Source organism: Paenibacillus sp. EB106-06-01-XG199 (assembly GCF_058791575.1).
The window spans coordinates 57736-81121 of record NZ_JBYTDQ010000012.1 but is presented as its reverse complement, the minus strand read 5'-3'; the positions used below and the strand labels follow the sequence as shown (position 1 = coordinate 81121).

At 47.2% G+C, this 23386-nt stretch carries 16 protein-coding genes, 2 pseudogenes and 1 riboswitch; of the genes and pseudogenes, 2 read left to right on the top strand and 16 right to left on the bottom strand.

Annotated elements, in window-relative coordinates; translation table 11 throughout:
* Nucleotides 1–95 precede the first annotated feature (95 nt).
* The 11 genes and pseudogenes from AC3WT9_RS29935 to AC3WT9_RS29885 form a co-directional block, all read right to left on the bottom strand.
* A pseudogene (locus tag AC3WT9_RS29935) lies at nt 96–178 on the bottom strand (formylglycine-generating enzyme family protein); the annotation flags it as partial.
* Nucleotides 179–200: 22 nt separating this feature from the next.
* The gene (locus tag AC3WT9_RS29930) at nt 201–569 is read right to left on the bottom strand and encodes a DUF4180 domain-containing protein (protein WP_341091616.1); all 369 of its coding nucleotides are present in this window, start codon (nt 567–569) and stop codon (nt 201–203) included.
* A 24-nt stretch (nt 570–593) separates the two neighbouring features.
* Nucleotides 594–1039: pseudogene (locus AC3WT9_RS29925) on the bottom strand (TetR family transcriptional regulator C-terminal domain-containing protein); the annotation flags it as partial.
* A 230-nt stretch (nt 1040–1269) separates the two neighbouring features.
* Nucleotides 1270–2184, bottom strand: coding sequence for a class I SAM-dependent methyltransferase (locus tag AC3WT9_RS29920; RefSeq protein WP_341091615.1), 915 nt, complete (start codon nt 2182–2184; stop codon nt 1270–1272).
* Between the two features lie 162 nt (nt 2185–2346).
* Nucleotides 2347–2649: a hypothetical protein gene (locus AC3WT9_RS29915; protein ID WP_341091613.1), complete on the bottom strand. Its 303-nt coding sequence runs from the start codon at nt 2647–2649 to the stop codon at nt 2347–2349.
* Between the two features lie 93 nt (nt 2650–2742).
* A complete protein-coding gene (locus tag AC3WT9_RS29910; RefSeq protein ID WP_341378087.1) occupies nt 2743–3654 on the bottom strand; it encodes a hypothetical protein in 912 nt (303 codons plus the stop codon).
* Between the two features lie 175 nt (nt 3655–3829).
* Nucleotides 3830–4006, bottom strand: a complete 177-nt coding sequence (locus AC3WT9_RS29905) for a hypothetical protein (protein WP_341091609.1) — start codon at nt 4004–4006, stop codon at nt 3830–3832.
* Between the two features lie 358 nt (nt 4007–4364).
* Nucleotides 4365–4910, bottom strand: a complete 546-nt coding sequence (locus tag AC3WT9_RS29900; protein WP_038589198.1) for a hypothetical protein — start codon at nt 4908–4910, stop codon at nt 4365–4367.
* A 5-nt stretch (nt 4911–4915) separates the two neighbouring features.
* A complete protein-coding gene (locus tag AC3WT9_RS29895; protein ID WP_492408519.1) occupies nt 4916–12340 on the bottom strand; it encodes a polymorphic toxin-type HINT domain-containing protein in 7425 nt (2474 codons plus the stop codon).
* A gap of 25 nt (nt 12341–12365) precedes the next feature.
* Complete coding sequence (locus AC3WT9_RS29890; protein ID WP_341091606.1) at nt 12366–14498, bottom strand: S-layer homology domain-containing protein; 2133 nt, start codon at nt 14496–14498, stop codon at nt 12366–12368.
* A 51-nt stretch (nt 14499–14549) separates the two neighbouring features.
* A riboswitch (cyclic di-GMP riboswitch) is annotated at nt 14550–14643 on the bottom strand.
* A gap of 270 nt (nt 14644–14913) precedes the next feature.
* Nucleotides 14914–15594 carry a TetR/AcrR family transcriptional regulator gene (locus AC3WT9_RS29885; RefSeq protein ID WP_341091605.1) on the bottom strand — a complete coding sequence of 227 codons (681 nt, stop codon included), beginning with the start codon at nt 15592–15594 and terminating at the stop codon, nt 14914–14916.
* Between the two features lie 228 nt (nt 15595–15822).
* On the opposite strand from AC3WT9_RS29885, the gene AC3WT9_RS29880 reads away from it, so the two are divergent.
* The gene (locus tag AC3WT9_RS29880; protein ID WP_038589173.1) at nt 15823–16602 is read left to right on the top strand and encodes an SDR family NAD(P)-dependent oxidoreductase; all 780 of its coding nucleotides are present in this window, start codon (nt 15823–15825) and stop codon (nt 16600–16602) included.
* Between the two features lie 46 nt (nt 16603–16648).
* Entirely contained in the window at nt 16649–17014 is a 366-nt protein-coding gene (locus tag AC3WT9_RS29875; protein ID WP_083675605.1) for a VOC family protein, read from the top strand.
* 126 nt (nt 17015–17140) lie between these two features.
* On the opposite strand, the gene AC3WT9_RS29870 is transcribed toward AC3WT9_RS29875, so the two are convergent.
* The 5 genes from AC3WT9_RS29870 to AC3WT9_RS29850 form a co-directional block, all read right to left on the bottom strand.
* Nucleotides 17141–18373: an RICIN domain-containing protein gene (locus AC3WT9_RS29870; protein WP_341380348.1), complete on the bottom strand. Its 1233-nt coding sequence runs from the start codon at nt 18371–18373 to the stop codon at nt 17141–17143.
* Between the two features lie 416 nt (nt 18374–18789).
* Nucleotides 18790–20715 carry an FtsX-like permease family protein gene (locus AC3WT9_RS29865; RefSeq protein WP_492408515.1) on the bottom strand — a complete coding sequence of 642 codons (1926 nt, stop codon included), beginning with the start codon at nt 20713–20715 and terminating at the stop codon, nt 18790–18792.
* Nucleotides 20702–21487, bottom strand: coding sequence for an ABC transporter ATP-binding protein (locus tag AC3WT9_RS29860; RefSeq protein ID WP_341091600.1), 786 nt, complete (start codon nt 21485–21487; stop codon nt 20702–20704). Before AC3WT9_RS29860 ends, AC3WT9_RS29865 begins: the two co-directional genes overlap by 14 nt.
* A gap of 101 nt (nt 21488–21588) precedes the next feature.
* Entirely contained in the window at nt 21589–22632 is a 1044-nt protein-coding gene (locus AC3WT9_RS29855; protein WP_341378083.1) for a sensor histidine kinase, read from the bottom strand.
* Nucleotides 22629–23312, bottom strand: coding sequence for a response regulator (locus tag AC3WT9_RS29850; protein ID WP_341378082.1), 684 nt, complete (start codon nt 23310–23312; stop codon nt 22629–22631). Before AC3WT9_RS29850 ends, AC3WT9_RS29855 begins: the two co-directional genes overlap by 4 nt.
* Nucleotides 23313–23386: the final 74 nt, after the last annotated feature.

Sequence of the window (23386 nt, the reverse complement as noted above, 5' to 3'; positions counted from 1 at the left end):
TTGCATTATAGTCCATTGAGCGGGGACACCCTCTAGCAAATAATTGGAGACACTATGGTTGTCCGATTTATTTCTAGGGGGGGTTTCCGCCTTTTTTAGGATCTGGGAATACGAAATCCGAGATCGTCAATGAAAAACGTAGGGTGACTGCGGCGGGGCAGGTTGCTCCACAACCTCTGACTCCACTTCCGATCTATCTTTTACTTCAGCGTGCTTAACTTTTGAATCGCTTGTTGTTCGGTTGGCATGAATAAGAAGTCATTCCCATGGTTACATTCATAGATGAAATCTTTAAGGCTTTGGCTGTTATACACGGAAAAATCACCAACCAGCGCAAGCTTCACTTGATAATTAATGAACTTCTGCAGGATCTCGCCAGCCAGGCGTGTTTTCAAGTCGAAAAAGCTGTCGCTTACATTGGATTGGTTCAGAACGATACGGTCACAGTCCGTTTCATATCGTACGGTAGCTATAAAATCCAGCGCTGACTGCACATCCCCAATTAATACATCGCTGCTGCTCACAACAGCAATATCTACGCCACCTGCTTCTACCTTTGCTACATTCATAATTGTCCTCCTAAGATTGCATATTCAATGCTTGGTGAACCTTCTGACATACTCCTCGCAAATGTACCGGTTGTCTTCGCTGCGGCTTGGCGGTATGTCCGCTACTCTGAAGAAGCTTAGTCCTACTACCATAGCCAGCAGCCCATAGGCAGCGCTTTGCGCATCCTCTACAGTCATTTGTCCCGCCTTGTTGCCGTAATCAAAGATCTTTGCGATGCATGGACATCAGCCAGATAACTGCTGGACACAACTTCCTGTAAATTACGGTCCAAGACAGCTTTCGAAAAAAACTGAATAAACAGCCTGCCTTGAGCTGAATACGGAATATGCATCTTTTCAATTCCATCCAGCTGCGATACATTAATCTGCTCTCCCGTGTCATTACGGGCTGGCGGTAAGATATACTTCAGTGTAACATCGAGCATATCCCTGGCTGTCATGGTGTTTGCAATTTCCGCTTCGATCGTCAGGTATGATAACCTCAGCCCGGCGAGTGGGTTCCATCCCTAGTTTGGGCATATGTTCTCCTTGCTTGTTTTATTTATACTGAACAGTCGGAATAAATAAAATGTACTTAATGATTTAGCATTTTGTCAAACCCTGGGGGGGATCATGAGTTAACTATTCAGCTGGACATATAGAAAGAGACCGCAATCCCAAGGAATGCGGTCTCTTTCCTAAGCCTGCGGTCATTGATCAATTATTTTTTTATCGCATGGAGATAATGAATCGTCTCAAAAGCAGACAAATAATCCGTCCGGTGACTGAAGAAACGGTCATTGATCTCAGCCGGTGATAGATGCTCGTAGATTAGTAAGCCTGCGCTCTCCAGCAGCTTCTCCATTTCCGCATACGCGAAGCCTGATTTCATAGGCTCTCCGGCTACCGAAGCCATTTTCACCATATTTTCTACTCTATTAGAACTCCCTTTTTCTTCAAACAGTCTGTCGTCTGCATAATCAAGGACTATTGAGCTGCCTGACGGGACGTTGGCAAATAAATGATGGATCAGGTTCGAAATTTCCTCTTTCGTTAAATAATAAGAAACTCCCAAGAGACTAAAGAACGTTTTTGTGCTGTCAAATCCCGCCTCTATCAGATGCTGATAAGAAAACTGTTTAGTAAAATCCATAGGAACAAAATGAAGATTAATAGGGATCGTTAAATTAGCTTCTTCCAACCTCTTCCTCTTCAACTCCTGTGTAGCCGGATGATCCAGTTCGAAGATTTCCACTTTGTTTTCCAATTCTGGATGCCGGAAACAAAAGGTATCTAGCCCGGCTCCAAGGATAACATACTGTTTTAATCCGAGTATCGCTTCATTCAGGAATACTTGTTCACAGTATGCTGCCCGTGCTAAAGGCGTTGGAGAAAGCTGGACTTGTGTAATCCATTTTAAAATTTCATCCGGGTCCTCTTGATATTTTTGAGCAATCTCCTGGTTAAAAAAGGATATGCCTTGGATCATATTCTCGCTGATGTCTGCAAATTCTTTGGCCGTAATTAAATCTTTGGCAATAAAATCATCGAAAATTTTGGGTGTGTCATATTTACTATGATAGGCTCGACCAAATGCTGAGATTAAGGAAGTTACACTGGACTCATTTGTCTTCATACAATCACCCTCCGCATAAACAAAAATAAGACTCCCCCTGGCCAGGAGAATCTTATTATAAACGTTAAATTCGGATATGTAAATTATAGCATAAATAAATTATTTTGTCAATGATAAATTTGATCATCCAAGTTTTAAGTTCAATCTATCTAGCAAATTTGATTATTGATAAAGAATATCACTAAATACGGCAACAATGCCCATGTATAACTCCGTAAGTATAGTACTATCTGAATCCTTGTTATGAGCAGCTTGACTTACACCTGTTGTGTAAAGGTAGAACAATTGATACGCCAAAGGTTTAGATATTTCATGTCTTCCTTTAGTGAATTTTCTTAGTGCCTCTAAAAAACCCAGTAGCTCTCTTATACTTTCTTCCGGCAACTCCCTATTCGTTCTTATATACAGAAGAATATTTAATATGAGAGTTGATATTTCCTTTTCTAATTGAATTTCATCACTCATAGAATCCACCCCACTTTCCAGTCATTTCAGCCGCGTACTCTTCCTCCATTGGTACATACACATTATCTAGGCATAGAATATATTAAAAATCCCTTATCGATTTGTGCGTATGTTTATACTGATTACTTGTCCTATATTTCCAATAATACCCTTTACAAAACACTTTGCAGGAACTGGAATCAACTCACCTCCGTTCAGCGTGGATTTGATCATTCTTTGGTTTGCCAAGTCATAAACAGTCACAAGAAAACCGTTCAGGAAAACCGCGGATCTACTGCCGTCATCACTCCAATGAATTTCAATAGCCTCACTATCTAATTGGAGATGGCCAGAATAACTGAATAAAACATCATTACACTGCTGTACCAAAGTAATCTCGTTCTCAACTGAAGACAATACAGTCCTCACTTCGGAACGGGTGTCTTCGACCTCGATAGCCCATTTCTCACCAGGAGACATCTCCATCTTAAGTATTCGTCCAGGTAAAACCGATGTATTCAAATCCATCCTCATATTGGACACTATAATGTTCATCAAAATTTCCATGGCGTTTATAGCTCTGTCGTTTACAAATATCTCATTGTTCTCTATCCTGATCCTTATAGACCCGGTTACTTGTGCATCTCCACTCAAGGAGTAACCTTTGGGCCCAAAGACCTTTTGAACCAAATAAACCAGCCATTCCACAATATTTACCGTTTGTTCACTGGAGGTCCATATGATTTGCTTACGATCTTTGGTTGGTTTCCAATGCAACCAGAGGTCCGGTTGACAACTGGGCGGAGCATTATAATCAACAACGGATGGATCTACGCTCTGTCCAGACTCTGGAAAATCTAATGGATTATAATAAAATTCGCCGTCAACCCCCATATCTTTATCTGGAACCATACTAGAAAGTATCTTGACATCTCTTTTCATTCTTCTTGTTTTTGCAAGGCCTTCCACTAAATGATAGGTCTCTTCATCCAGTTGCCGGTCAACGTTTATAGCTATCTTCACCATACTTCCCCTCCCATTCGAATAGAACAGCACCCTGAATTCATTTGTGGTTATAAAAAATTCAATGTACTGAAATATTTCGTCCTACGCCTACTGCTTTGTTTTGAATTTGGTGCAATAGACTGCTAAGGCTCTATTCACAGTCAAGGAATTCTGAGTAATTTGGCAAAAATGAACATTACACTAAAACTTCAAATGTAATCTGTCTACAATAAAAACTAAATATATTATTTTCATATTCATCAACTTGTTTCATGTACTCCTCGTAGGCTTCCTGAATTTTCTGCCTACATATACGTTCCCATAATTCTTTGAATTCAACTTCCATATTTTCATCTTTGTCAACAGGGAACATTTCGCCTCCTAATCCAATCCATGCTTTTGAGTCGGGTACTACCCCAAATTCTCCTGAGTAAGCAAGTTCATGCGGAGCATACGTATAACTAACATTCGGACAATTCTCAGATAAACAATGATATCCAGGGTTACCTATTCTATCTTTTCAACACAAAGAAGGTCGAGAAGTATTGTTTTCACAATATACTTCTAAAAGAACATGCCTAAGTTTCATTGAAACACCTCAATTATAATAATCATTGTGGGCTGTTATAACTTCTACCCCAGTTCATTCGGCACTGGGTGGGGGAAAAGAAAGACCTTGAGAATTGTCGCCCCAAGGTCGGTTATTATAGTAGTTCTATTTCGATATCAAATTACTTGCCCCTTAATGCTTCAAAAAATGCTTTTCCACAGTTCATAGGTTCAGTAATGCAATTATAGGGCAGAGAGTACATTTCGTAAAACCTCCGCTTTTTTTGCTCAAACGCTTTCTGACTCCTTCTTATTTGAAAGTCGTTTGTTAAGTCTATTTCCTCTTTCAGGCGCATATCAATAGTTTTCATTCGTAGCTGCTCATTCAAAACCTTGCAAATAAATACAGCCACTTCAAATGTTTCTTCATTGCTAGTTACCGCAAAACGTACCGAAATTTCCTCTATACCTTCCTTTTCAACTAATCCGGCGTTTATTTCGATCTCAACAATAGTTTTAACATCTGAATAAACATAATAACATTCCGCCTTTTTCCTTACTGTTATATCGGGTGGCACATATGCTCGAATCCCTTTTATAGATAAAATAGCTTCAACTGCTTTGGAAAAAGGGGTTCTTTTCCCTCCCACATAGTCAACAATATCATCTTCAATAGTAACTTGGGAGTCATGTGGAACTAATAACAAGTTGTATGATTCTAAACCCATTACAATCACCTTCCGTAATAATAATCATTAAGCAACTGATCTGGAGTTTTCTTATAAATGTCTCTGAGTTGCTGCTCTGTTAACATTTTAACTGGTACATTCTCAATGCCTGCTTGCCTTGCAGCTTTAGCCCTATGATGTCCATTTACAATAAAGTTTTTACCATTCATTTGATATATCTCTATTGGGTCGCCAACCCATCCGTTCTTTTTCATATTCTCAGTAATGTCTTTTAGATTCTTCTTTGATATTGCATCGCCCGTTCCCTCTAAATCCCAGACTCTCATTACATCACAACCAGTATTATGAACCCAAATCCCCAAATCACTTACAAAATAGGTATGGAAATTAGCAACCGTAAAGTTGTATACCTTAACTGGGTTATCATGCTTGACTATCTTGATATTGTCAATCATTAAGATATTTCCGTTGCTTTGCTGTAGCTTATCCCCAGCCTGCAAGTCAGCCGCAAGCACCCAACCTTTTCCTTCAACCCAGAAAGGATGATTGTCGGTTGTCTCAATGACCTGGTTGCCTATTGTAAGTTCATAGATGATTTCCTTGTCATTTCGATACAGATGTTTGACTTCCTTATAAGCCTGCTCTCCACTCTCTTCATCCTTGGAAAGAACCTTATCTCCGACCTCAATGTCTTCGATATTTTTCTCCCCTTCGTCTGTTTGAACCTTAGTACCCGCTACAAAGCAATTACATCCAGATGAAGATTTGCTCTTCGTCTTATTCTGGTTGCCTACACTGCCACGCATACTGACGTTTGTAGCAAATCCCATCGCCATAGCTGCGACATACTCTGCCTCTACTGATTCATAATACGCTCGTATTAACTCTTCTCTCGCCCAGCCTGCATTACCGGCACTGTTCGTGTAGGCACTTGTTCCCGTTAACAATCCATATAAGTAATTGTACTGGTTTTTCTTCATGAAAGAAGCAAAGTTGTAGTGATTCCATATGAAATCCTTGTACACCTGATAATTCTTATTGGTTGTACTGAATTTAGATTTCACCCTAGCTTCATCCACTATGATTCTTAGCTGCTTGACATTATAGGGTTCCCATGCCATATTCCCGCTAGGATCTGTATACCTCAACGGATTATTCTCCACATACGTATACAAATTAAAACTCAGCGGATCATCCAGTTCCCCTTCATACGTATCCTCACTAATAAACCGGCCAATACGAGAGTCAAAATCCCGCGCCTGCGCATGGGAATAGCTGCTGTAGTAATCATAGCCCAGGCTGGTGTAGCCGAACAAGTTGTCTGGACCGGACCAGTTCAGGTCGAATTTCTCCGGGTTTTCGGCTACGCCGAATTCGTCGTAACGGTACCGTGTTGACACGCTGCCGTCCTGGCCTTCCAGGCCAATCACGCTGCCCTGTGCATCACTCAGATAATAGAGTGTCTTCGGCGCTACAGCCGCCGCTCCTGCACCACTGGCTCCATCAGCCGGTTCCCAATCATTACTCTCGTCTCCGCTGACCAGATAACTCATGCTGATCCGTTCTTCACCGGCTCCGTAGACGTAGGACTGCTTCCAGTTCTGGCCGTCAGCTCCGGTTGCCATAAGAGGCTGTGGAATGCTCATGGTGATGTCATTGGTAAAATAAATATCAATCTGCCGCTTCTTATATTGCGGCTCCCAGCCATCCCGGTTCCCGGCAGGATTGCTTGAGAGATAGGCATCCTGAATTGCACCATCACCAATGGTGGTCCGCATGGAGACCCGGTTCCCGTCACCGTCATACTTGTATGTGGTGATATCGCCGTACGCGTTGGTATTCCCGATCAGCCGGTTCGATGCATCCCAGCGGTTGCTCTCCAGCACCTGAGGGCCTGCAGCCTGTGCAACCTTCAGCAGCGCGTCAGGATTCAGGACTTTATCTGCCCCATATACCTCTTCCGTGACACCAGATTCAAGCTCTGCTTCCGGAAGACCGGATAATGAAGCTCCTTCAGCATCGGTTGGAATCGTTCCTACTGGACTTAAAGATGGAGTTGGAATCGATGACAGCGGATCTAACAGCTCCGACAATGCATCTGTATTGGTAACTGCATTTGCATTTGTATTTACGTCTGCGTCTAAGTCTATGTTCCCGCCTGCTTCCAATCCTTTTACTTCCTTATCCGAATAGACACTTTCCGGCACTGTAACCTTCTGCGCATTGGCCTTCGCCGTGAACAAGCTCAAAACCGTTTCGCTGTCGATCCCGCTGACTTCCAGCAAATTGCCGCGCTTATCGTAGGCGTAGTCCTTGTAGTCGCTGCCTTTTTCGTAATGGGTCAGCTTGTTGGCCGCATCGTAGGTGTAGCTCTCCAAGGTGGCAATTCCGGATTCAGTTGTTTCTTTGCCCAGACGATTGCCTACGGTGTCGTAGGAATAGACGACTTTGGAACCATTCTGCTTCTGTACTTCAACCAGTTGGTTCAGCGCATCGTACGCATAATCCGAGATGTCTGCCGGACGCTGTGTGCCGGCCGGATTATCCTCATCGCTGCCGCCTTCCTGGCGTTCCGTACGTATTTTGTTCCCTGCCGGATCGTAGACATAGGTCAGCTGCTCCAGAAGCGCGCCGCCCGGTGCCTGATGCTTCATCTCCAGCAGTTGTCCAACCCCGTCATAGGTATAAGTGCTTTGACCGTTGTTCGGCAGCAGCTTCTCCGTCAGTCGGCCGCCTGCATCGTACTGATAGCTGGTCGTCTGGTTCTGCGCATCCGTCACCTGCTTGATGCGGCCCAGCTTATCGTAAGCATAGTTGACCACTGAGTTATCCGGATAGATTACTCTGCTGCGCTGTCCGGTTGCGGTCCATTCATAACGCACGTTATTGCCGTCCGGATCAATGACCGACGTTGGCCGGTTAAGTGCGTCATAGGTATATCTTGTGTTTCCCGTACTGTCTGTCATCAACTCACGGCGTCCCGCGAGGTCATATTTGTAATTTACAGTAAGATCGTTACCGTACTTAATCTGCTCCACTTGATTGCCTTTATTATAGGCATATACGGTTGTATTACTGTCCGGTTCAGTAACCTTCTGCAGGTTGCCGTTCTTATCGTAAGCAAGGCTGGTCTTCTCCTGCAGCGGATTCACTGATTCAATTACCCGGTTCAGTGCATCGTAGTGATAGGAAGTCACTGCTCCCAGGGCATTGGTTTTGTCCAGCAAGTTGCCGGAGGCGTCATAGGTGTAATGGGTGGTGCTGCCCTCCGCATTCTTCACATCTGTTAACCGGCCCAGCGGATCATACGTAAAAGCAGTTTCACGCTGATTCGCATCCACGATCTTCTCTACATTGCCTTGAGCATCATAAGCATATGAGGTTTCGTACCCGAGCGCGTTGCGTACCCGTGTACTGCGTCCCAAATCATCGTATTCGTAGGTGGTCTTCTGGCCTGCCGCATCGGTGAAACCAGTCATTAGTCCGCGTGCATTGCGGGTTACGACCGTTTCCTCATTCAGCGGATTGATTGTCCCTGCATCCAGACCTCTGCTGTCGTATTTGGTTTTCCAGATGGAATGATTAGGGTCGATGACGGCAATCTGATTACCGTTCTTGTCGTACTGGTATTCCGTTACTCCACGTAGCGCATCTGTTACCTTCACCAGTTGTCCCAGTGCATTGTAGTCATAATAGGTGCTATTGCCCAGCGCATCCGTCTCTTTGATGGTATTGCCAGCCGCATCATAACGGTAACTCGTCTTGGCATCGAGTGGATCGGTCACACTCAGCAGTTCATTGCGTTTACTGTAGGTGTAGGAGGTGAGGTTACCCTTGGCATCCTTCCGGGTGAGCATATTTCCGTTATCGTCGTAGGTATAAGTGCTCTTCCCGCCTTCAGCGTCGGTAACTTCCTTTACTTGTCCGACACTGTCGTAGCTGTAAGCCGTTGTCTCACCCGCCTTATCTATTTGCTCTATCACGCGGCCAAGCGCATCATACGTATTGCTGGTACTATGCTCAAGTCCGTCCTTCGTACCGTTTAACCGGTATACCTGGTAAGAGCTGACGGTCTTTGTCCCGGCTTCATCCGTTTGTTCTTCCACATTGCCATTTGCGTCAAAAGTGACCGTGCTTGTCTGGCCCAGCGCGTTGGTTATGGAAACGGCACGGTCCTTCTTGTCATATTCGACACCCTGCAGCTTGCCATCGGCATCTGCCACTTGGGTGGTGCGGTGCAGGGTATCACGCACAATCAATGTCGTATATCCGCTCGGGTCCTTAATTTCCTGTGCGAACCCGGCAGCATCATTGATATATGCTGTGGTATGCCCTTCAGCATCGGTTACGGAGACCGGAACCCCTGCACTGTCTCTCACAATGGTGACAGTGCTGCCGAGGGCATCCGTACTTGTGACAAGATTGCCTGCGGTATCATAATCGTAGGTGGAAGGGTTGCCGAGGGCATCGATCTTCTCAACCGCACGGTTCAAGGCGTTATAACGTGTGAGGGTTGAAGTACCATTCTCATCTGTCAGCTGAGTAACATTGCCGCGCTCGTCATATGCCAATTTCTCTTTATTGCCGTTAGCGTCTGTGATCGCGGTTACCCGGTCACTGCTGTCATAGCTATATTTAACGATCGAGCCATTCGCCGCTTGCCGCTGAACGACTTGGAAATTATTATTCCATACATAAGCAGTATCTTGATCAAGCGCATTGGTCCACGTTGTTTTATTCGCAGTAGTAGCGATGGAAGAGGCCAATCCGGCAGCACTCACCGTTCTGGCATTCCCGGAATTCACATCGCTTGCTCCGCTTTCCGAGTAGGTCAAAATGGTCTTGCCTGCTCCCACTCCCGTATGAACAACAGGAGTCTGGTTCGGAGTCATGTCTCCGCCAAGGACGAATAGACCGCCCGTCTGCACATTCAGATTATTGTTAACACTGACGTTGTCACGAACGAACAGATCGCCGCCGGACACGGTTAGATTCGCCGTCTGGTTGTTGGATACGATCCCGCCAATGACCATCTCCTGGGCGATATTCATTTCCACCCTAGTGTTAATGGACAAGTCTCCGGCAATCAATATCCGCTGTGCATCGATGGTCAGCCCGCCGCTGTTATAGGTCAAACTGCCCGTTTGCAGCGTATCCCCCACAGTTACGGAAGAATCATTGTTGAGATGAATCGTTCCGCCCGACCACAGATTGCCGTACAAACCTTGAACCTTCTGCACATCCAGTGCAAGCTTGGTATTGGCATTAAGTCCCTGCTTCAGAATCAGCGTACCGTACACACGCACGGTAATATCCCGGTTCGTATTCATACCATCCACGATCAGCACCACAGGCTTGTTCGGCGACCCGAATGTTACGCTTTCTTCAAGATTTAAATGACCCGAACTGACAACTGCCGGGGATGTACTGCTGGCCGCAATTGCACTTTGGATGGCAGCAATCCCGCCTGGAGCGGCAACCGCAGAAGTAATGAAGCCATCCCGTTTGTTCTCGATGGCTCCGATGCTGCCCGCCAGATAGTCAGCGATGAGCGGCTTCAGCCCGGCAACCTGCCGGTATGCAGGTGCATGGGCAAGATTATGCATCGTACCGGACAAAATCACTTCATCCGAGTCCGGAATATCCCGTCCGTTTGCAGGATTTATCCCAGTCTCTCCGCCATCAGACACCTCTCCCCGAACTACTGGAGCTACGCGCCCTTCATAGCTGGATGAACTTGTCTGCCCGTAAAAATCGGTAAAGCCGGTCACGCGTTGATGGTCATCATAGGTCACACTCATCGTGGCGGTCCCTTTGGCATCCGTAACACTAAGCACATGGTGCTTGTTATCATAGGTAAGCTTGGTTATAGCTCCATCCACATCAGTAATCGAGGTCAGGTCCCCAGTGGCCGGGTCATAATGAAATGACATTTGGCGGCCGGTTGGATCACTTGCAGTCATCAGCTTTCCTGCTCCGTCGTAGCTTAAGCTCAGAGAAGCCCCGGCTGTACTGACCGTTGCCAGCTTCGTACCCTGATAAGCAAAAGTGATCTTATTCCCGTTCAAATCCGTAATGGACTGCAGCAGCCCCTCTGCATTGAACCGGTAGAGATCGCCTTGAGGTGATGATAGAGTATACACCCCTGCTGACGGAGCACTCAGCGTCCAGTCCGTGCCGCGCGGTGTCAGATACTCTCCTCCCGACAAAGGTACGTACTCAAAACGCGAGCCATCCGGGCTCATCACTTCTACCTTGCCGTCTTCTACCGCAGTCAGCTTCCATTCATAGCTGTGATGCCACCCTAATCCACTTACACCTGTATAAGGGTCACGGCTTAAATAGTTCAGGCCGAATTGCAGCGGCATCAACGCCTGCAGCGAGATTGAATCACTGGAGTAGACAAAATCTCCCCGGGCCGGATCAACCGGTGCCTGTCCGGACGGGTTCACAATCCGCAGCCTATCCTGAAGTGCTGCTTCCGTAAACTGCGGCAGATCCCCGCTGTTTATAGCCCGGCTGGTTTGCGGATTGGCCAGCAGAATGGAGGTCAGGCCGCTGATTGTTCCCGCAGAGGTTGCAGACTGATTCAATACTGCAATGTCCTGAGCCTTCTCCTGCATGGCCTGAACAGTATCCAGCTTATAATAATAGGCTGCCAGCGCCTCCCAGCTGAGTGAAAAAGCAGGCATAGGCGCACGCAGCACTGCGAGCGGCTCCGAAACTCCAGAGTACTTACCTTCCTCTTTCGCTCTTGCCGTGATATGCACGGCTTTGCCCAGCGTTAGCCCGATCTGTTCACTCCATTGTCCTGCGCTGTTGGCAGCAATATTAGAGTACAGCCGTTTTTCCCCACTGGACGGATAATAAAGTTCCACTTCCAGCTGGGCCCCTGGTTCAGCAGTTCCTGAAACCACAGATTGTCCTGCAGCAGCAGGTTTGATCTGCAAAGCTGCCGGAGGAGGCAATTCATCGCCCCCAAGGATTTCAAAGCTGGCGATCTGCCCGTAGTACACGCCAACACCGTTATACTCGGCAGGGGAGATACAGATGTTGTAACGCCCTTCATCCAGCGGTACACCGCCGATTTTCCCGTCCCATTCATACTCATGAACGATATATTGGCCGTTCAGCTTCGTTGGATATTCACCGCTCTTAATCAGATCCCCGAGGAGCGGGGACGATCCGTCCCGCTGCGGAGTACAGAGGCTGATATTCGTTTTATGATACTCCTGACCGTTGTCGGCCGCGTTGAAGCTAAAGGAGATTTTAACCGATTTTCCCGATTCCGGGTTAAGTTCACTGGGTTCAATCCGCATATTGGTAGCTGCATAGGCCGGAGAGATGAGCTTATCCAGACCTGGAAGGATGGGAATATAAGAAATGACCAACAGCAAAGCAAGCATGAGGTTAAAACGCGCCTTCAAGCTGCCGCCGCGCCACTTCCTTTTGAGCGCTCCGAATTTCATGATTTGATCTCCTATCCGTTGTAAGTTAGAGTAATTTCAGCTCAGCCAGCAGCTTGTACATCACGACCGCTGCTTCTGCTCTCGTTGATGAATCTTTAGGCTTCAAAAGCTGTCCGTTACCCTGCACCAGCTTCTTGCCTACCGCCGCAGCTACGGAATCCCTTGCCCAACTGCTAACGCTGCCGTTGTCCTTATATCCGCCCAATTCAGCTGCAAGCTTGGCAGATTCTGCAGCAGAAGCCCGGCTGCCGATAGTGCTGTCTATTGCCCGCATCAGCATCACCATCATCTGTTCACGGGTCAGCGGATCATTACCGTGAAAAAGTCCACCTTCTCCCGTTACGATTCCTGCCGCTGCAGCTGCTTCCACATAAGGGTAGGACCAGTTCGCAGCTGAAACATCACGGAAAGCCGGCGTCTCCGGCCGCTGCGGCTGCAATCCAAGAGTTGCTGCCAGCAGCTTGGTGAATTCAGCCCGGGTCAGGATCCCTTTTGGCGCATAAGCCGTTCCGTTCATCCCGTTTACAATCCCCCTAGCCCCCAGCACCTCTACTGCTTGCTGCGCCCAGTGGCCTGACATATCTGTGAATTCAGCTCCGCGTAGCATTACCGCATATAGTCCAGAAGCTGTAATTCTGGATTGAACAACGGCGTCTTCCGCCGCAGTCACTCCGCCAATATAGTTCCATATGCCTTTTGCCGGATCGTTGCTATAGATTCCAAGCTTCTCACGGCCTGTCGTCCAAGGCGCTTCCTTCGGGTACCTTACCGTCAGCTTGGCCGGCATCAGGAACGGAGCACTCGCTTGCACCTGCCACGCAGAACCTGCCTTCAGCAGCTTTTTGCCGGTTGCGTCGAGCAGTACTTCTTTCTCCAGCTCAGCTTGGGCCAAGCTTACAGTGGTATTGTCAGGGAAGGTTCCTGCTGAAATCTCCAGCCGTGCCCAGCCATTCAGTACAGACAAAGTACCTCCAGCACTTCCGATAACCTGACTGTCCTTGGCTCCGGTTACTACAGGGGTCTTCACTTCCGGGGTTGAACCCGGGTTCGGATCTGCGCCTGGATTTGGAACTGCACCTGGATTTGAGGTTGTCCCTGGAGTTGGAGTCGTTCCTGGGGTTGGGGTTACCGCTGGACTTGGAGTGGCTCCCGGACTCGGAGGGGTTGATCCTTCCTTCAGGTCAATCGACTCTATGTAGTCATCCTTCTTGCTGTAAAGCAGCTTATCCCCGGTAATGCCGATCAGCTTCGTTCCGGGCTCTATTGCTGGCAGTGATTTCACTGCATATGTAGAAAGGTTCACTTGCTGCAATGTGGCAGCACCGTCCCTCTCCTCTTGAAAAACTGCCTGCCCTTCACCTATCGACATGAAGGCATACTGGGTTCCTCCAGGCTTCATCTCGGTGAGATCCACAGGCAGAGCAGTCAGATCCTTGATATTCAGAATCACATATTTGCTCTCGGAAGACCCATTTTTTTGCTTAAACAGCACATCGCTGCCGTTAAAAACAAACCAGTCCACATAGCTTGCTCCGCCCAGACTAACAAGTGCACGCGTAGCTCCGCTTTTCAAATGGAGCAGACTGAGCCCCCCGTCACGGGCATTCTTATACACCACATTGCCGCCGGCCAGCACCGGGAAACGTCCTTCGCCAAGGTCGGCTTCAACACCCGTAGCCAGATCATGATAGATCATGCTGCCGTAATTTTTGCGCTCGTACCAGACTACACCGGCTCCATCCGTAGTCGGATTGCCATATGTGCCAGACTGTTTGTTAAGCTTTCTTCGGGTACCCGTCTCAAGATCGGCAGTGTAAATATCCCAGTTCAGTGAAGACTCCTGCTCTGTTCCTTTGTCGGCCCACACTGCAACGTTGCCGCTCACATAAGGCGCATCCTTGGCGGATGAACCCGATGTAAGAACAGTGCTGGCACCACTGGCCTGATTCATCGCGTGAACCTGCTTCACCCCATCGGCCCCTGCTTCCAGCCATACGATCCGGTTACCGGATACGTTATAGTCCGTTCTACCCGGATCGGTCCCGGCAGCCAAAACCTGCTTCATGCTAAGGCCGCCGCTAATCAGGCCCACAAGCAAACTCACCGCCACTGCGGAAACAACCATCCGCGAAAACTTCCCTTTCCTAATAAACCTCATTTACTTCTCTCCCCTAGCGCTATTTGTAGGCACGCCAAAAAACCAAGTGCCTTGAGCGGCCCGGCTGTCTTAACATCCTCCTTTGGATGAAGTAGACCCGTGGCTTTGCGTCTCCGACTTTCGTACGGATTTGCCTTTGTTTCAAACTCGGTTTTTCTGTCCCGTTATGGGTATACAAGTGTGACTTTAGATGTACAGGACTCTTTCTTTATCGGAATTTATCCCTATAAAATTAATAAGTCCTAGTTCTCCCTTACTTATATATCTTTTCCTTTTTTCGGAAATAGGCTTCGTTCTTCGGCATTTGTAAAGATTTACAACAAATATAGAAACAAAAAAACGGCATCTCTGCCGTTTAATTGTGTTATAGACTCTCAGGATTCGAACCCAGGACCTATATAAAGGATTTCACTAATTACTCCTGCTTTAAATGCTTGGCTGCGGCTGCAGGTGCAAACAGCGAGTTTGCAAGCAGAGCTACCGTTCCTTTATACACTGCGTGCGACGCTGCGACACTTCCCAAATGTCCTCCTATGTGCAGGTGAATCACTCCGTGAAGAGAGGACCAAATCGTACCTACAATAAATTCCGCATTTGAATCACCGGCGATTAGGCCTTGCTCTTGAGCGCTGACAATCACGGACAACAAGCGCCGCATAGCAGTAACAGTGCCTTTCATACTCTGCTCATCCGGTTTGAAATCGGCAAATGCTCCCCCAAACATCAATTTATAGTAGCTGGTGTAGCGCTGGCCAAATTCCCAATACACTTCTGCCAGATTAATTAAATACTGCTGCAGATCCTCTGACTGTGAAGCACTCTCAAATTCGCTCGAGAGTATTTTGCAGCCCTCCAGATATAATTGCTGGGCTAAACCTTCTTTATTAGCAAACAGACTATAGATGATCTTGGTCGAGCAACCCATCTTCTGAGCTACTTTTCGCACGGTGACAGCTTCCGGCCCTTCTTCCTGAAGAATAAAGGCTGCTGCATCAACTACGAGTTGACGAAGACTAGCTGTGTTCTGTAAGCGGGCTTCCTGGTAGGTTGTCAGCTTTCTATTGCTTGCGTCAGCAAAATTATTAGGTTCATTCAACTTAATCGCCTTCTTTATTTATGTTGTTATTCTCGGGAAACGCAGTTTCCAATCATATACCACGCATTCTATACAGTCGATTCCACAAAGTCAATCATACATACACATATCTTCTTGCAAATTTTTAAAAAAGAAGGTTTGACTTTCTCCAGCCAGCGGGTTACTATGATTTCAACAGGAAACAACGTTTCCTAACGAATACATCGTTTTAATAGGAGGAATAATTTTATGAATATTCAAGGAAAATGGTCGCTAGTCACGGGTGCCTCTTCCGGTATTGGCGAACAATTCGCAATACAGCTGGCTAAACAAGGAAGTCATCTGGTTCTCGTAGCCAGATCTAAGAACAAACTCGATGACTTGGCAGCGGAGCTCGAAAGAAGCTATAACATCAAGGTCAAAGTCATAGCTATGGATCTTACGGAAGCAAGTGCACCAAGCGAATTGTTCCAGCAATGCCAGCTGTTGAAACTTGAGATTGAGCTGCTGGTCAATAATGCCGGATTTGCCACTCATGGGAGGTTCGAGCAAATCTCAGGCCAGCGGCAGCATGAGGAGATTATGTTGAATGTTGCTGCCGTCGTAAATATGACTCATTTATTCTTGCCGGATATGCTGCGCAGAAGCTCTGGTACTGTGATCAATGTATCGTCCACCGCAGGATTTCAGCCGCTCCCCTATATGGCTGTGTATGGGGCAACCAAAGCTTTTGTCTTGTCCTTTACAGACGCATTATGGTGGGAGAATCGTGACCGTGGAGTCCAGTTCTTTGCACTTTGCCCCGGTTCTACAGATACAGCTTTCTTCACCGTCGTGGGGACGGAGGATGCTTCAGTCGGGAAGAAAGCAACTCCACAGCAGGTAGTTGAGACTGCGCTGCGCTCACTCGCGAAAAAGAAGATATACACTGTTCCAGGCTCGCAAAATTACCTCGGAGCACAGTTGTCCAGATTCGTTACCCGAAAGCAGAGTCTGCGGATTGTTGGAAACATGCTTGCCCCAAAATAGCGTATAATGAACAAAATAGAAAATTCACAGAAAGGGGGTAGGATACATGATATTGAGCATGAATTGGATTACACTCAGGGTGCGAGATCTGGAGGCATCCCTTAATTTTTATCACAGCATTCTGGGACTTCCGATTGACCGCAGATTCGAAAGCAGAGGAAGACAGATTGTAATGTTAGGCACGGAGGGGCAGCCCAAGATCGAGCTTATTCAGGGAAGCGACCCGGCTCTGAAGCCGGAATGCGGTGTGTCCATTGGGTTCGAGGTGGCGTCACTGGATGAGGCGATAGAGAGTTTCAAAAGCCAGGGTATCCCGGTAGCGCGTGGTCCGATCACGCCGAATCCACGCATATCATTCTTTTATGTACTGGATCCGGACGGTTTCGAGGTACAGATTGCAGCGCACAGCTAAGCCAGTGTTTTCGTCTTTTCACTATGGAGCAGAAGCAATAAAGCTGCACCCCGTCACAAGATTCATAAATTACCCGAAACGGGGCACGGCATTCAGACAAATTTGTTTCAGTGTCCTGCTAGGGTGTTAGTTAACTTTGGTAAACAACCACTTCTGAGCATCACTTCCATTGTCGGTCCATTGCTGGACCAGTGCCCCATCTGCCGTAGAAGATCCGGATACGTCCATGACCAACCCACTCCCTTTGGAAACAAGTTTGAAGTACCCGCCTCCCGCATCCACGATTCTCCACTGCTGGGCATTGGAACCATTATCGTCCCATTGCTGAAGCTGTACACCGGTGGAAGTACTTGAGCTTGGGACATCCAATACTTTTCCGCTATGCATTGCAGTAAGCTTGTAGTATCCATCACCTGTACTTTCTACCTTGAATTTCTGGTTATTGGCAGTGTAATTGGTCCATTGCTGCATTTTCGCTCCACTGGCTGTGGAAACGTCCACTACATCCAGCGCCTTGCCGCTCGCCTTGTTTGTTAAGGTATAAATACTGCCGCTTTCGATATTTGGCGAAGTGGATGCCTGATACACGCGTACATAATCAACCAGCATTTGTGCCGGGAATGGAGTTGAATTGTTGGGACTGCCCGGCCAATTTCCGCCCACGGCAAGATTGAGCAGTATAAAGAATGGCTTCTGGTATTCTTCCGTATTTCCAGTTCCGTTCTCAATATAGAAGGCATTATATTGGTTGCCGTCTACAAACCACTTAATATAATTTGCATCCCACTCAATGCTGTAGACATGGTACTGGGAAAAATCCAGATTGCCGGATACCTGTCCATACTCAGCATGTCCATTGGCATCCCAATGCACTGTTCCATTAACAAAGGCATTATTGTTTACACGTTCCATAATGTCGATTTCCCCGCACTGAGGCCAATGCGCCGAATCGATGTTCGTTCCAAGCATCCAAAATGCCGGCCATATTCCCTGCCCAGAGGGCAATTTGATTCTCGCTTCGATTTTTCCATAGGTAAAACTTTTTAATCCTTGTGTCTTTATCCTTGCAGAGGTGTAATTCTTTCCGCCATAGGATTCTTTGAGTGCAGTAATGACGAGATTCCCCCCGGTAACGTTCAAGTTCTGCGCACGGTTGGTGTAGTACTGCAGTTCATTGTTTCCCCCGCCATCGCCGTTAACTTCGGCAGACCAATTGCCAGTATTCAGAGAATTCCCGTCGAATTCGTCGCTCCATACCTGATTCCAGTTAGAAGCTGCATTTGAATGCCCAGCGGGTACTAAAGAAATCAAGAGTGTGAACAGAAGTAATAGAACCAGAACTTTTCCCCTTCTCAACATCATCTTTCCCTCCTCTTAAAATGAAAGTTTTAATAGGACGCAGGAAAACAGACGATAACAGTCTAACCATGATCAGTCCAGTAAAATCACCTCATTTATTTTCTTTTATTTCAATGCACGGCGCGCGCTCCGCACATTTGAAACCTGAATTAACCAGAGCATAATAAGCGTTCTCCACACTGTATAGGTACCGACGCCTTTGAAGGGGGCCGTCTAATCTGTTCACTTTATTGTTATTCAACCTGTTTCGTATATAAACACCTGATGTCTTCATTACAGTGGTAGTTTCACAGGAAATTATGTAAGCGCAAACATTTTGTATAAACCCATTATAAACCGGTTTCGGTTCATGAATCCACCTATATTTTGTCCAATTTTCAAAAAATTAGTGGATGTGATGTAGGTGCTCGCACAGCTTAGCAGTCTTGATGCTGAGACATCTTCACAACCCGGCGATAATAAACAACAGTGAGCACAGCGAACAGAAAATAGATGAGCGTATATACAGACATGGCAATAGCTGCCGGGAAGGTGAGGTTGGATAAGGACAGCGCAGAAGCCGCTTTTACGGCAAAGATGGAATGCAAAAGCCCGATCACAAGCGGAATCGCGAATACAAACATCTGCTTGCGGACAATGCCGCCCATGATCTCACGCTCCCCGAATCCGAGCTGCCACAGAATCGTATAGCTATCCCTCTCCTGTTCTGCCTCTGTCATTTGCTTGAAATACAGAATACTGCCCGTGGAAATCAGGAAGATCAGGCCGAGAAAACCTGCTATAAAAATGATCAGCCCGAATTTTCGGAGCGCCCCTTTATAAAAGCTATCGAAATCGGGATTGCCTCCCTCTTCCTTGACATATTTCGCATAGATGCCAGCTGCGGCTGCACGCTCATTCTTATCCGCAATTTGGTAGGTGTCGATAATAATGGCTTCATATACAGGGGAAGTTGGTAATTGCTCACGAATAGCCTTTATCGAGGCCAGCGGCATCACCAGCTGATGGCCGTGTAAGCTGAAATTCATGGCATAGCGATCATTTCCCCGTGTTAATTGTATGTTGGTGTGAACCCCACTTGCCCCGAAATCAACAGCTTGTGGAAAAGTAACCGGAAACGGCTGCTTGCTTAGCGCCTTCTTGAGGCCGGTGTACCAGACGGCCTCACCCTGTCCTGGGACAATAATGTCTACACCGCTTGCCTGCAATTGTTCTGCCGCGAGCAACAACAGGCTGCGTCCGTCCCCTTGCCCTTTACCGATCGTGCCAGACAGCCGGACTGCCTCAACCGGTTGATAAGCAAACGCAATTCCTTCCTTCTCCAGCTCAACACGAAATGATTTCGCATCCCGCTCATTATTGGCAAAGATAAAGTCGTAAGGCAGCATTGCTCTAGACTCACTCTCCGCCGAATAGTACAGCGAATAAGAGATGGCTACCATCGTCAGCGTCATCGCAGATAGAATGGTAATCAGGGTGAGCGAGTTCGCATTCCCCTTCATGCGATGCATGATCGGGGCTAGCGACAAACTGTTTTTTAGCCCGAGCTGTCCATCCTTCCCCTTTCGTATCCGGAAGAACAGCCAGCCTATCGTCACACGAAACAGCAAATAGGTCCCAAGTATGGTCGAGGCGAGAATCACAAGCACCTGCTGGAACAGATTCTGGCCGAGGGTTTGGCTGGAGAGCAGATAGCCTGTAACGATCAGTCCAATCCCAAGCAACCCCATCAAAGCGGACAGAACAGTCTTCGGCTCTCGCGGATAATCGCCCTGCTTGTCCGCCTTGAATAGATCGAGTAGCGTTGAGCGGTAAACCTTGAACAGCATTTGTACCATGGTAAGGCCGATAAGCACAGTAAATACGATGACGGTCTGCAAGGCGGCTCCACTCGAGAAAGAGAGGGTTACAACGCTTTCTATACCGATCAGTTTCATCAGAATAAGCATAAAAATCCGCGCCACAAGCGCTCCCCCAACTATTCCGGTCAGGAGCGCCCCCATCCCCAGCAGTGCACTCTCCGTGATGAGCAACCTTGCTACCGCGCTGTGCGTCAGGCCCACCAGCTGATACAGCCCGATTTCCTTGCTGCGGCGTTTCAGAAAAATGCTGTTCGCGTAGATCATGAATACAACTACAATCGTGAGCACCAAAATTCCGGCCACATCAAACACCAAAGTAAATGGAATATCGCCGAATGATGCTGCCATTACCGATGAGTCATTCTGCAATGTGGCAAACACGAAATAAAGGGCTGTACTGAAAATTAGTGCAAAATAATATAAGTAGTAATTTTTAATATTTTTCCGTACACCACGGATAATCAACTCAAACAGTGTCAATATGATCACCCCCGAGCACGGCCTGCACATTCAATATATCTTTGAAGAAAGCTTGCCGTGTCTTGCTGCCACGGTACAATTCGGAATACAGCACTCCGTCCTTCAAAAACACAACTCGGCTGCAATAGCTCGAGGCCACAGGATCATGAGTCACCATCATAATGGTAATATTGTGCTGCCCGTTAAGCTCCTCCAGCATTCCCAATAGAGAGGAGGCCGCCTTCGAATCCAAAGCACCTGTCGGCTCATCCGCAAATACGATGGAGGGCCGGTGGATTAATGCGCGTGCAGCAGACGTCCGTTGCCGCTGCCCCCCGGAAATTTCATTCGGATATTTATGGGCAATCTCCCCGATGCCAAGATCTGCAGCCATGGCCTGAAAATCAGCCTCCACCGCTGCTTTCTTCATCTTATCGAGGGAAAGGGGCAGCAGGATATTCTCTTTTACCGTCAACGTATCAAGTAAGTTGTAATCCTGAAAGATGAAGCCCAGCTTCCTGCGCCGAAAAGCAGACAATTCGCTATTTTTCATAATTGAGACATCCGTATCTTCGACGAGAATTTTCCCTTCCGTCGCTTTATCAATGGTCGCCAACACTTTGATCAAAGTCGACTTCCCCGACCCGGACGGCCCCATGATTCCGACAAACTCACCTTCCACTACACGCAGGTTGATGCCCTTCAGCACCTGCTGAACATTTCCCCTGACACCAAATGATTTACGGACTTCCTGCGCATGCAGTACGGTTCTCAGCCCATTGTTTTGATTCATCTCCATAGCCTCCACTCTGATATAACCTTCATTTTAGAGAAACAGGCCATGCCCGTCGCCCGTATCAGATGACAAACAGGAGGTTCTACGTGACAATATTATCATATTGAAGTCCGGACAGATTCGAACGCATTGATCGCGGTGAAGGTCATCTGAATAGCCGTTCCTGACTGGGACTCAGACTCTACCGTTAACCTAATCCCGATTTTGTCCGCAACAGTTTGAGCTAAATAGAGCCCCAGTCCAGTTGCCGCATTTTGCAGTCTGCCGTTCTCTCCGGTAAAGCCTTTGTCGAAAATACGCGGCAAGTCCTGTGCGGTGATACCCGGTCCTTCATCTCTAATCGTCAATCTGACAGGCCCATCCTCTATGGCTGTAGTTGACAGTACAATCATTCCGCCCTCCGGGCTATATTTAACCGCATTCGTCAATATTTGCCTGATAATAAAACGGCACCATTTGCGGTCCGTTCTAACTAGGTTCTCTTCGCCTTCAAACTCAACAGCTATATTTTTCTCCATACACCAGGAGCTAAGCTCACGTACTTCCAGTGCAGCAAGCCGCTGAATTCCCGTCTGTTCCAACACATAATCAGCCTCAAGTGTCGGCAAACGCGAAATGTATAATTGCTGGTCGATAAGTAAATGAATCCGCAGCCATTCCGATTCGATTTTACGCATCGCCGGATGGTCTCTGTTGGCATCGATGGTTAATTTCACTGCAGTCAGCGGCGTCTTTACCTCATGCACCCAGGCAGCGATATAATCCTGTTCCATAGATCGGGCAGAATAGCTCTTCGATATTTTATGCCAGTACCAGTGGTCCACTGCCCGTAAGAGCTGGTTCGTCGCTTCCTCCTGATACAAATAAGTTGAAGGCAAGGTTTCAACCCAATCTTCATGGATTCCTTCAGCCAGTTCTGCCAGTGCTCGCGAATACCTCGTTTCTTTACGAAAACGCCACCCAAGGAAAACGATCATCGCCAGAATTAGCAGCAGGTTTAAATAGAGCATCGAATTGCCACGGATGGAAATGCCATTGTCGATCCAGATCAGCAAATCTACAAACAACAATGAGAACAGGAAGAACACAATCCAGCTTTTCCTGTCATACAGATAGCGGAGGAATAAACGTTTCCCGCTCATAACGTACACGCCATATATCCAAGTCCTTTTTTTGTTACTATCGCTTCTTCAAGTTGAAAAAACGCCAGCTTCTGACGCAGCCGCGTTATGTTCGCTGTCAGCGTATTGTCGTTGACGAAGGTCTCATCATCCCACAGCTTGCGGATCAGATCCTGGCGTAAGATCACTTTATCCTTCTCCTTGACGAGCACCACCAGAATAAAAAATTCGTTCTTGGTCAATAGCACATCCTGCCCATCCTTACGGATCAATCCACGCTTCATATCAATAATGGTGCCGTTCCATTCGATAAGGTCATCAGCTTCCTCTCTGTAAGCATAGGTCCGGCGGAGAACCGCTTGTATTTGCGCGAGCAGCACGTCTATATGAAACGGCTTTTGAATATAATCGTCCGCCCCCATATTCATCGCCATCACCATATCCAGCGGATGATCGCGCGAAGATAGAAAGAGAATCGGCACTTTTGACACTGCCCGAATCTCCCGGCACCAGTGAAAACCATCATACATTGGAAGTTGTATATCTATGATGACCAGCTGGGGCTGCACTTTAATGTAGGTGCTCATCACATCATCAAACCGCTCCGGTCCCGTGACATGAAACGACCACTGCTCCAATCGTTCCTTTAAGGAAGAAAAAATGGCCTCATCATCTTCGATAATAAATATATTAAAATCCATATCGGCGAGCTCCCTTCCGGCTGTTGCTCCTTCATCATACCATTCCGCGCTTCCATACAAAAAGGGGAGGCAAA

What these genes read in the sequence shown, in the direction of transcription:
- AC3WT9_RS29905 (WP_341091609.1), bottom strand. Translation starts at nt 4,006, where the DNA reads ATGTTCCCTGTTGACAAAGATGAAAATATGGAAGTTGAATTCAAAGAA.
- AC3WT9_RS29850 (WP_341378082.1), bottom strand. Translation starts at nt 23,312, where the DNA reads ATGGATTTTAATATATTTATTATCGAAGATGATGAGGCCATTTTTTCT.
- AC3WT9_RS29930 (WP_341091616.1), bottom strand. Translation starts at nt 569, where the DNA reads ATGAATGTAGCAAAGGTAGAAGCAGGTGGCGTAGATATTGCTGTTGTG.
- AC3WT9_RS29855 (WP_341378083.1), bottom strand. Translation starts at nt 22,632, where the DNA reads ATGAGCGGGAAACGTTTATTCCTCCGCTATCTGTATGACAGGAAAAGC.
- AC3WT9_RS29915 (WP_341091613.1), bottom strand. Translation starts at nt 2,649, where the DNA reads ATGAGTGATGAAATTCAATTAGAAAAGGAAATATCAACTCTCATATTA.
- AC3WT9_RS29910 (WP_341378087.1), bottom strand. Translation starts at nt 3,654, where the DNA reads ATGGTGAAGATAGCTATAAACGTTGACCGGCAACTGGATGAAGAGACC.
- AC3WT9_RS29880 (WP_038589173.1), top strand. Translation starts at nt 15,823, where the DNA reads ATGAATATTCAAGGAAAATGGTCGCTAGTCACGGGTGCCTCTTCCGGT.
- AC3WT9_RS29870 (WP_341380348.1), bottom strand. Translation starts at nt 18,373, where the DNA reads ATGTTGAGAAGGGGAAAAGTTCTGGTTCTATTACTTCTGTTCACACTC.
- AC3WT9_RS29895 (WP_492408519.1), bottom strand. Translation starts at nt 12,340, where the DNA reads ATGAAATTCGGAGCGCTCAAAAGGAAGTGGCGCGGCGGCAGCTTGAAG.
- AC3WT9_RS29920 (WP_341091615.1), bottom strand. Translation starts at nt 2,184, where the DNA reads ATGAAGACAAATGAGTCCAGTGTAACTTCCTTAATCTCAGCATTTGGT.
- AC3WT9_RS29875 (WP_083675605.1), top strand. Translation starts at nt 16,649, where the DNA reads ATGATATTGAGCATGAATTGGATTACACTCAGGGTGCGAGATCTGGAG.
- AC3WT9_RS29900 (WP_038589198.1), bottom strand. Translation starts at nt 4,910, where the DNA reads ATGGGTTTAGAATCATACAACTTGTTATTAGTTCCACATGACTCCCAA.
- AC3WT9_RS29860 (WP_341091600.1), bottom strand. Translation starts at nt 21,487, where the DNA reads ATGAATCAAAACAATGGGCTGAGAACCGTACTGCATGCGCAGGAAGTC.
- AC3WT9_RS29890 (WP_341091606.1), bottom strand. Translation starts at nt 14,498, where the DNA reads ATGAGGTTTATTAGGAAAGGGAAGTTTTCGCGGATGGTTGTTTCCGCA.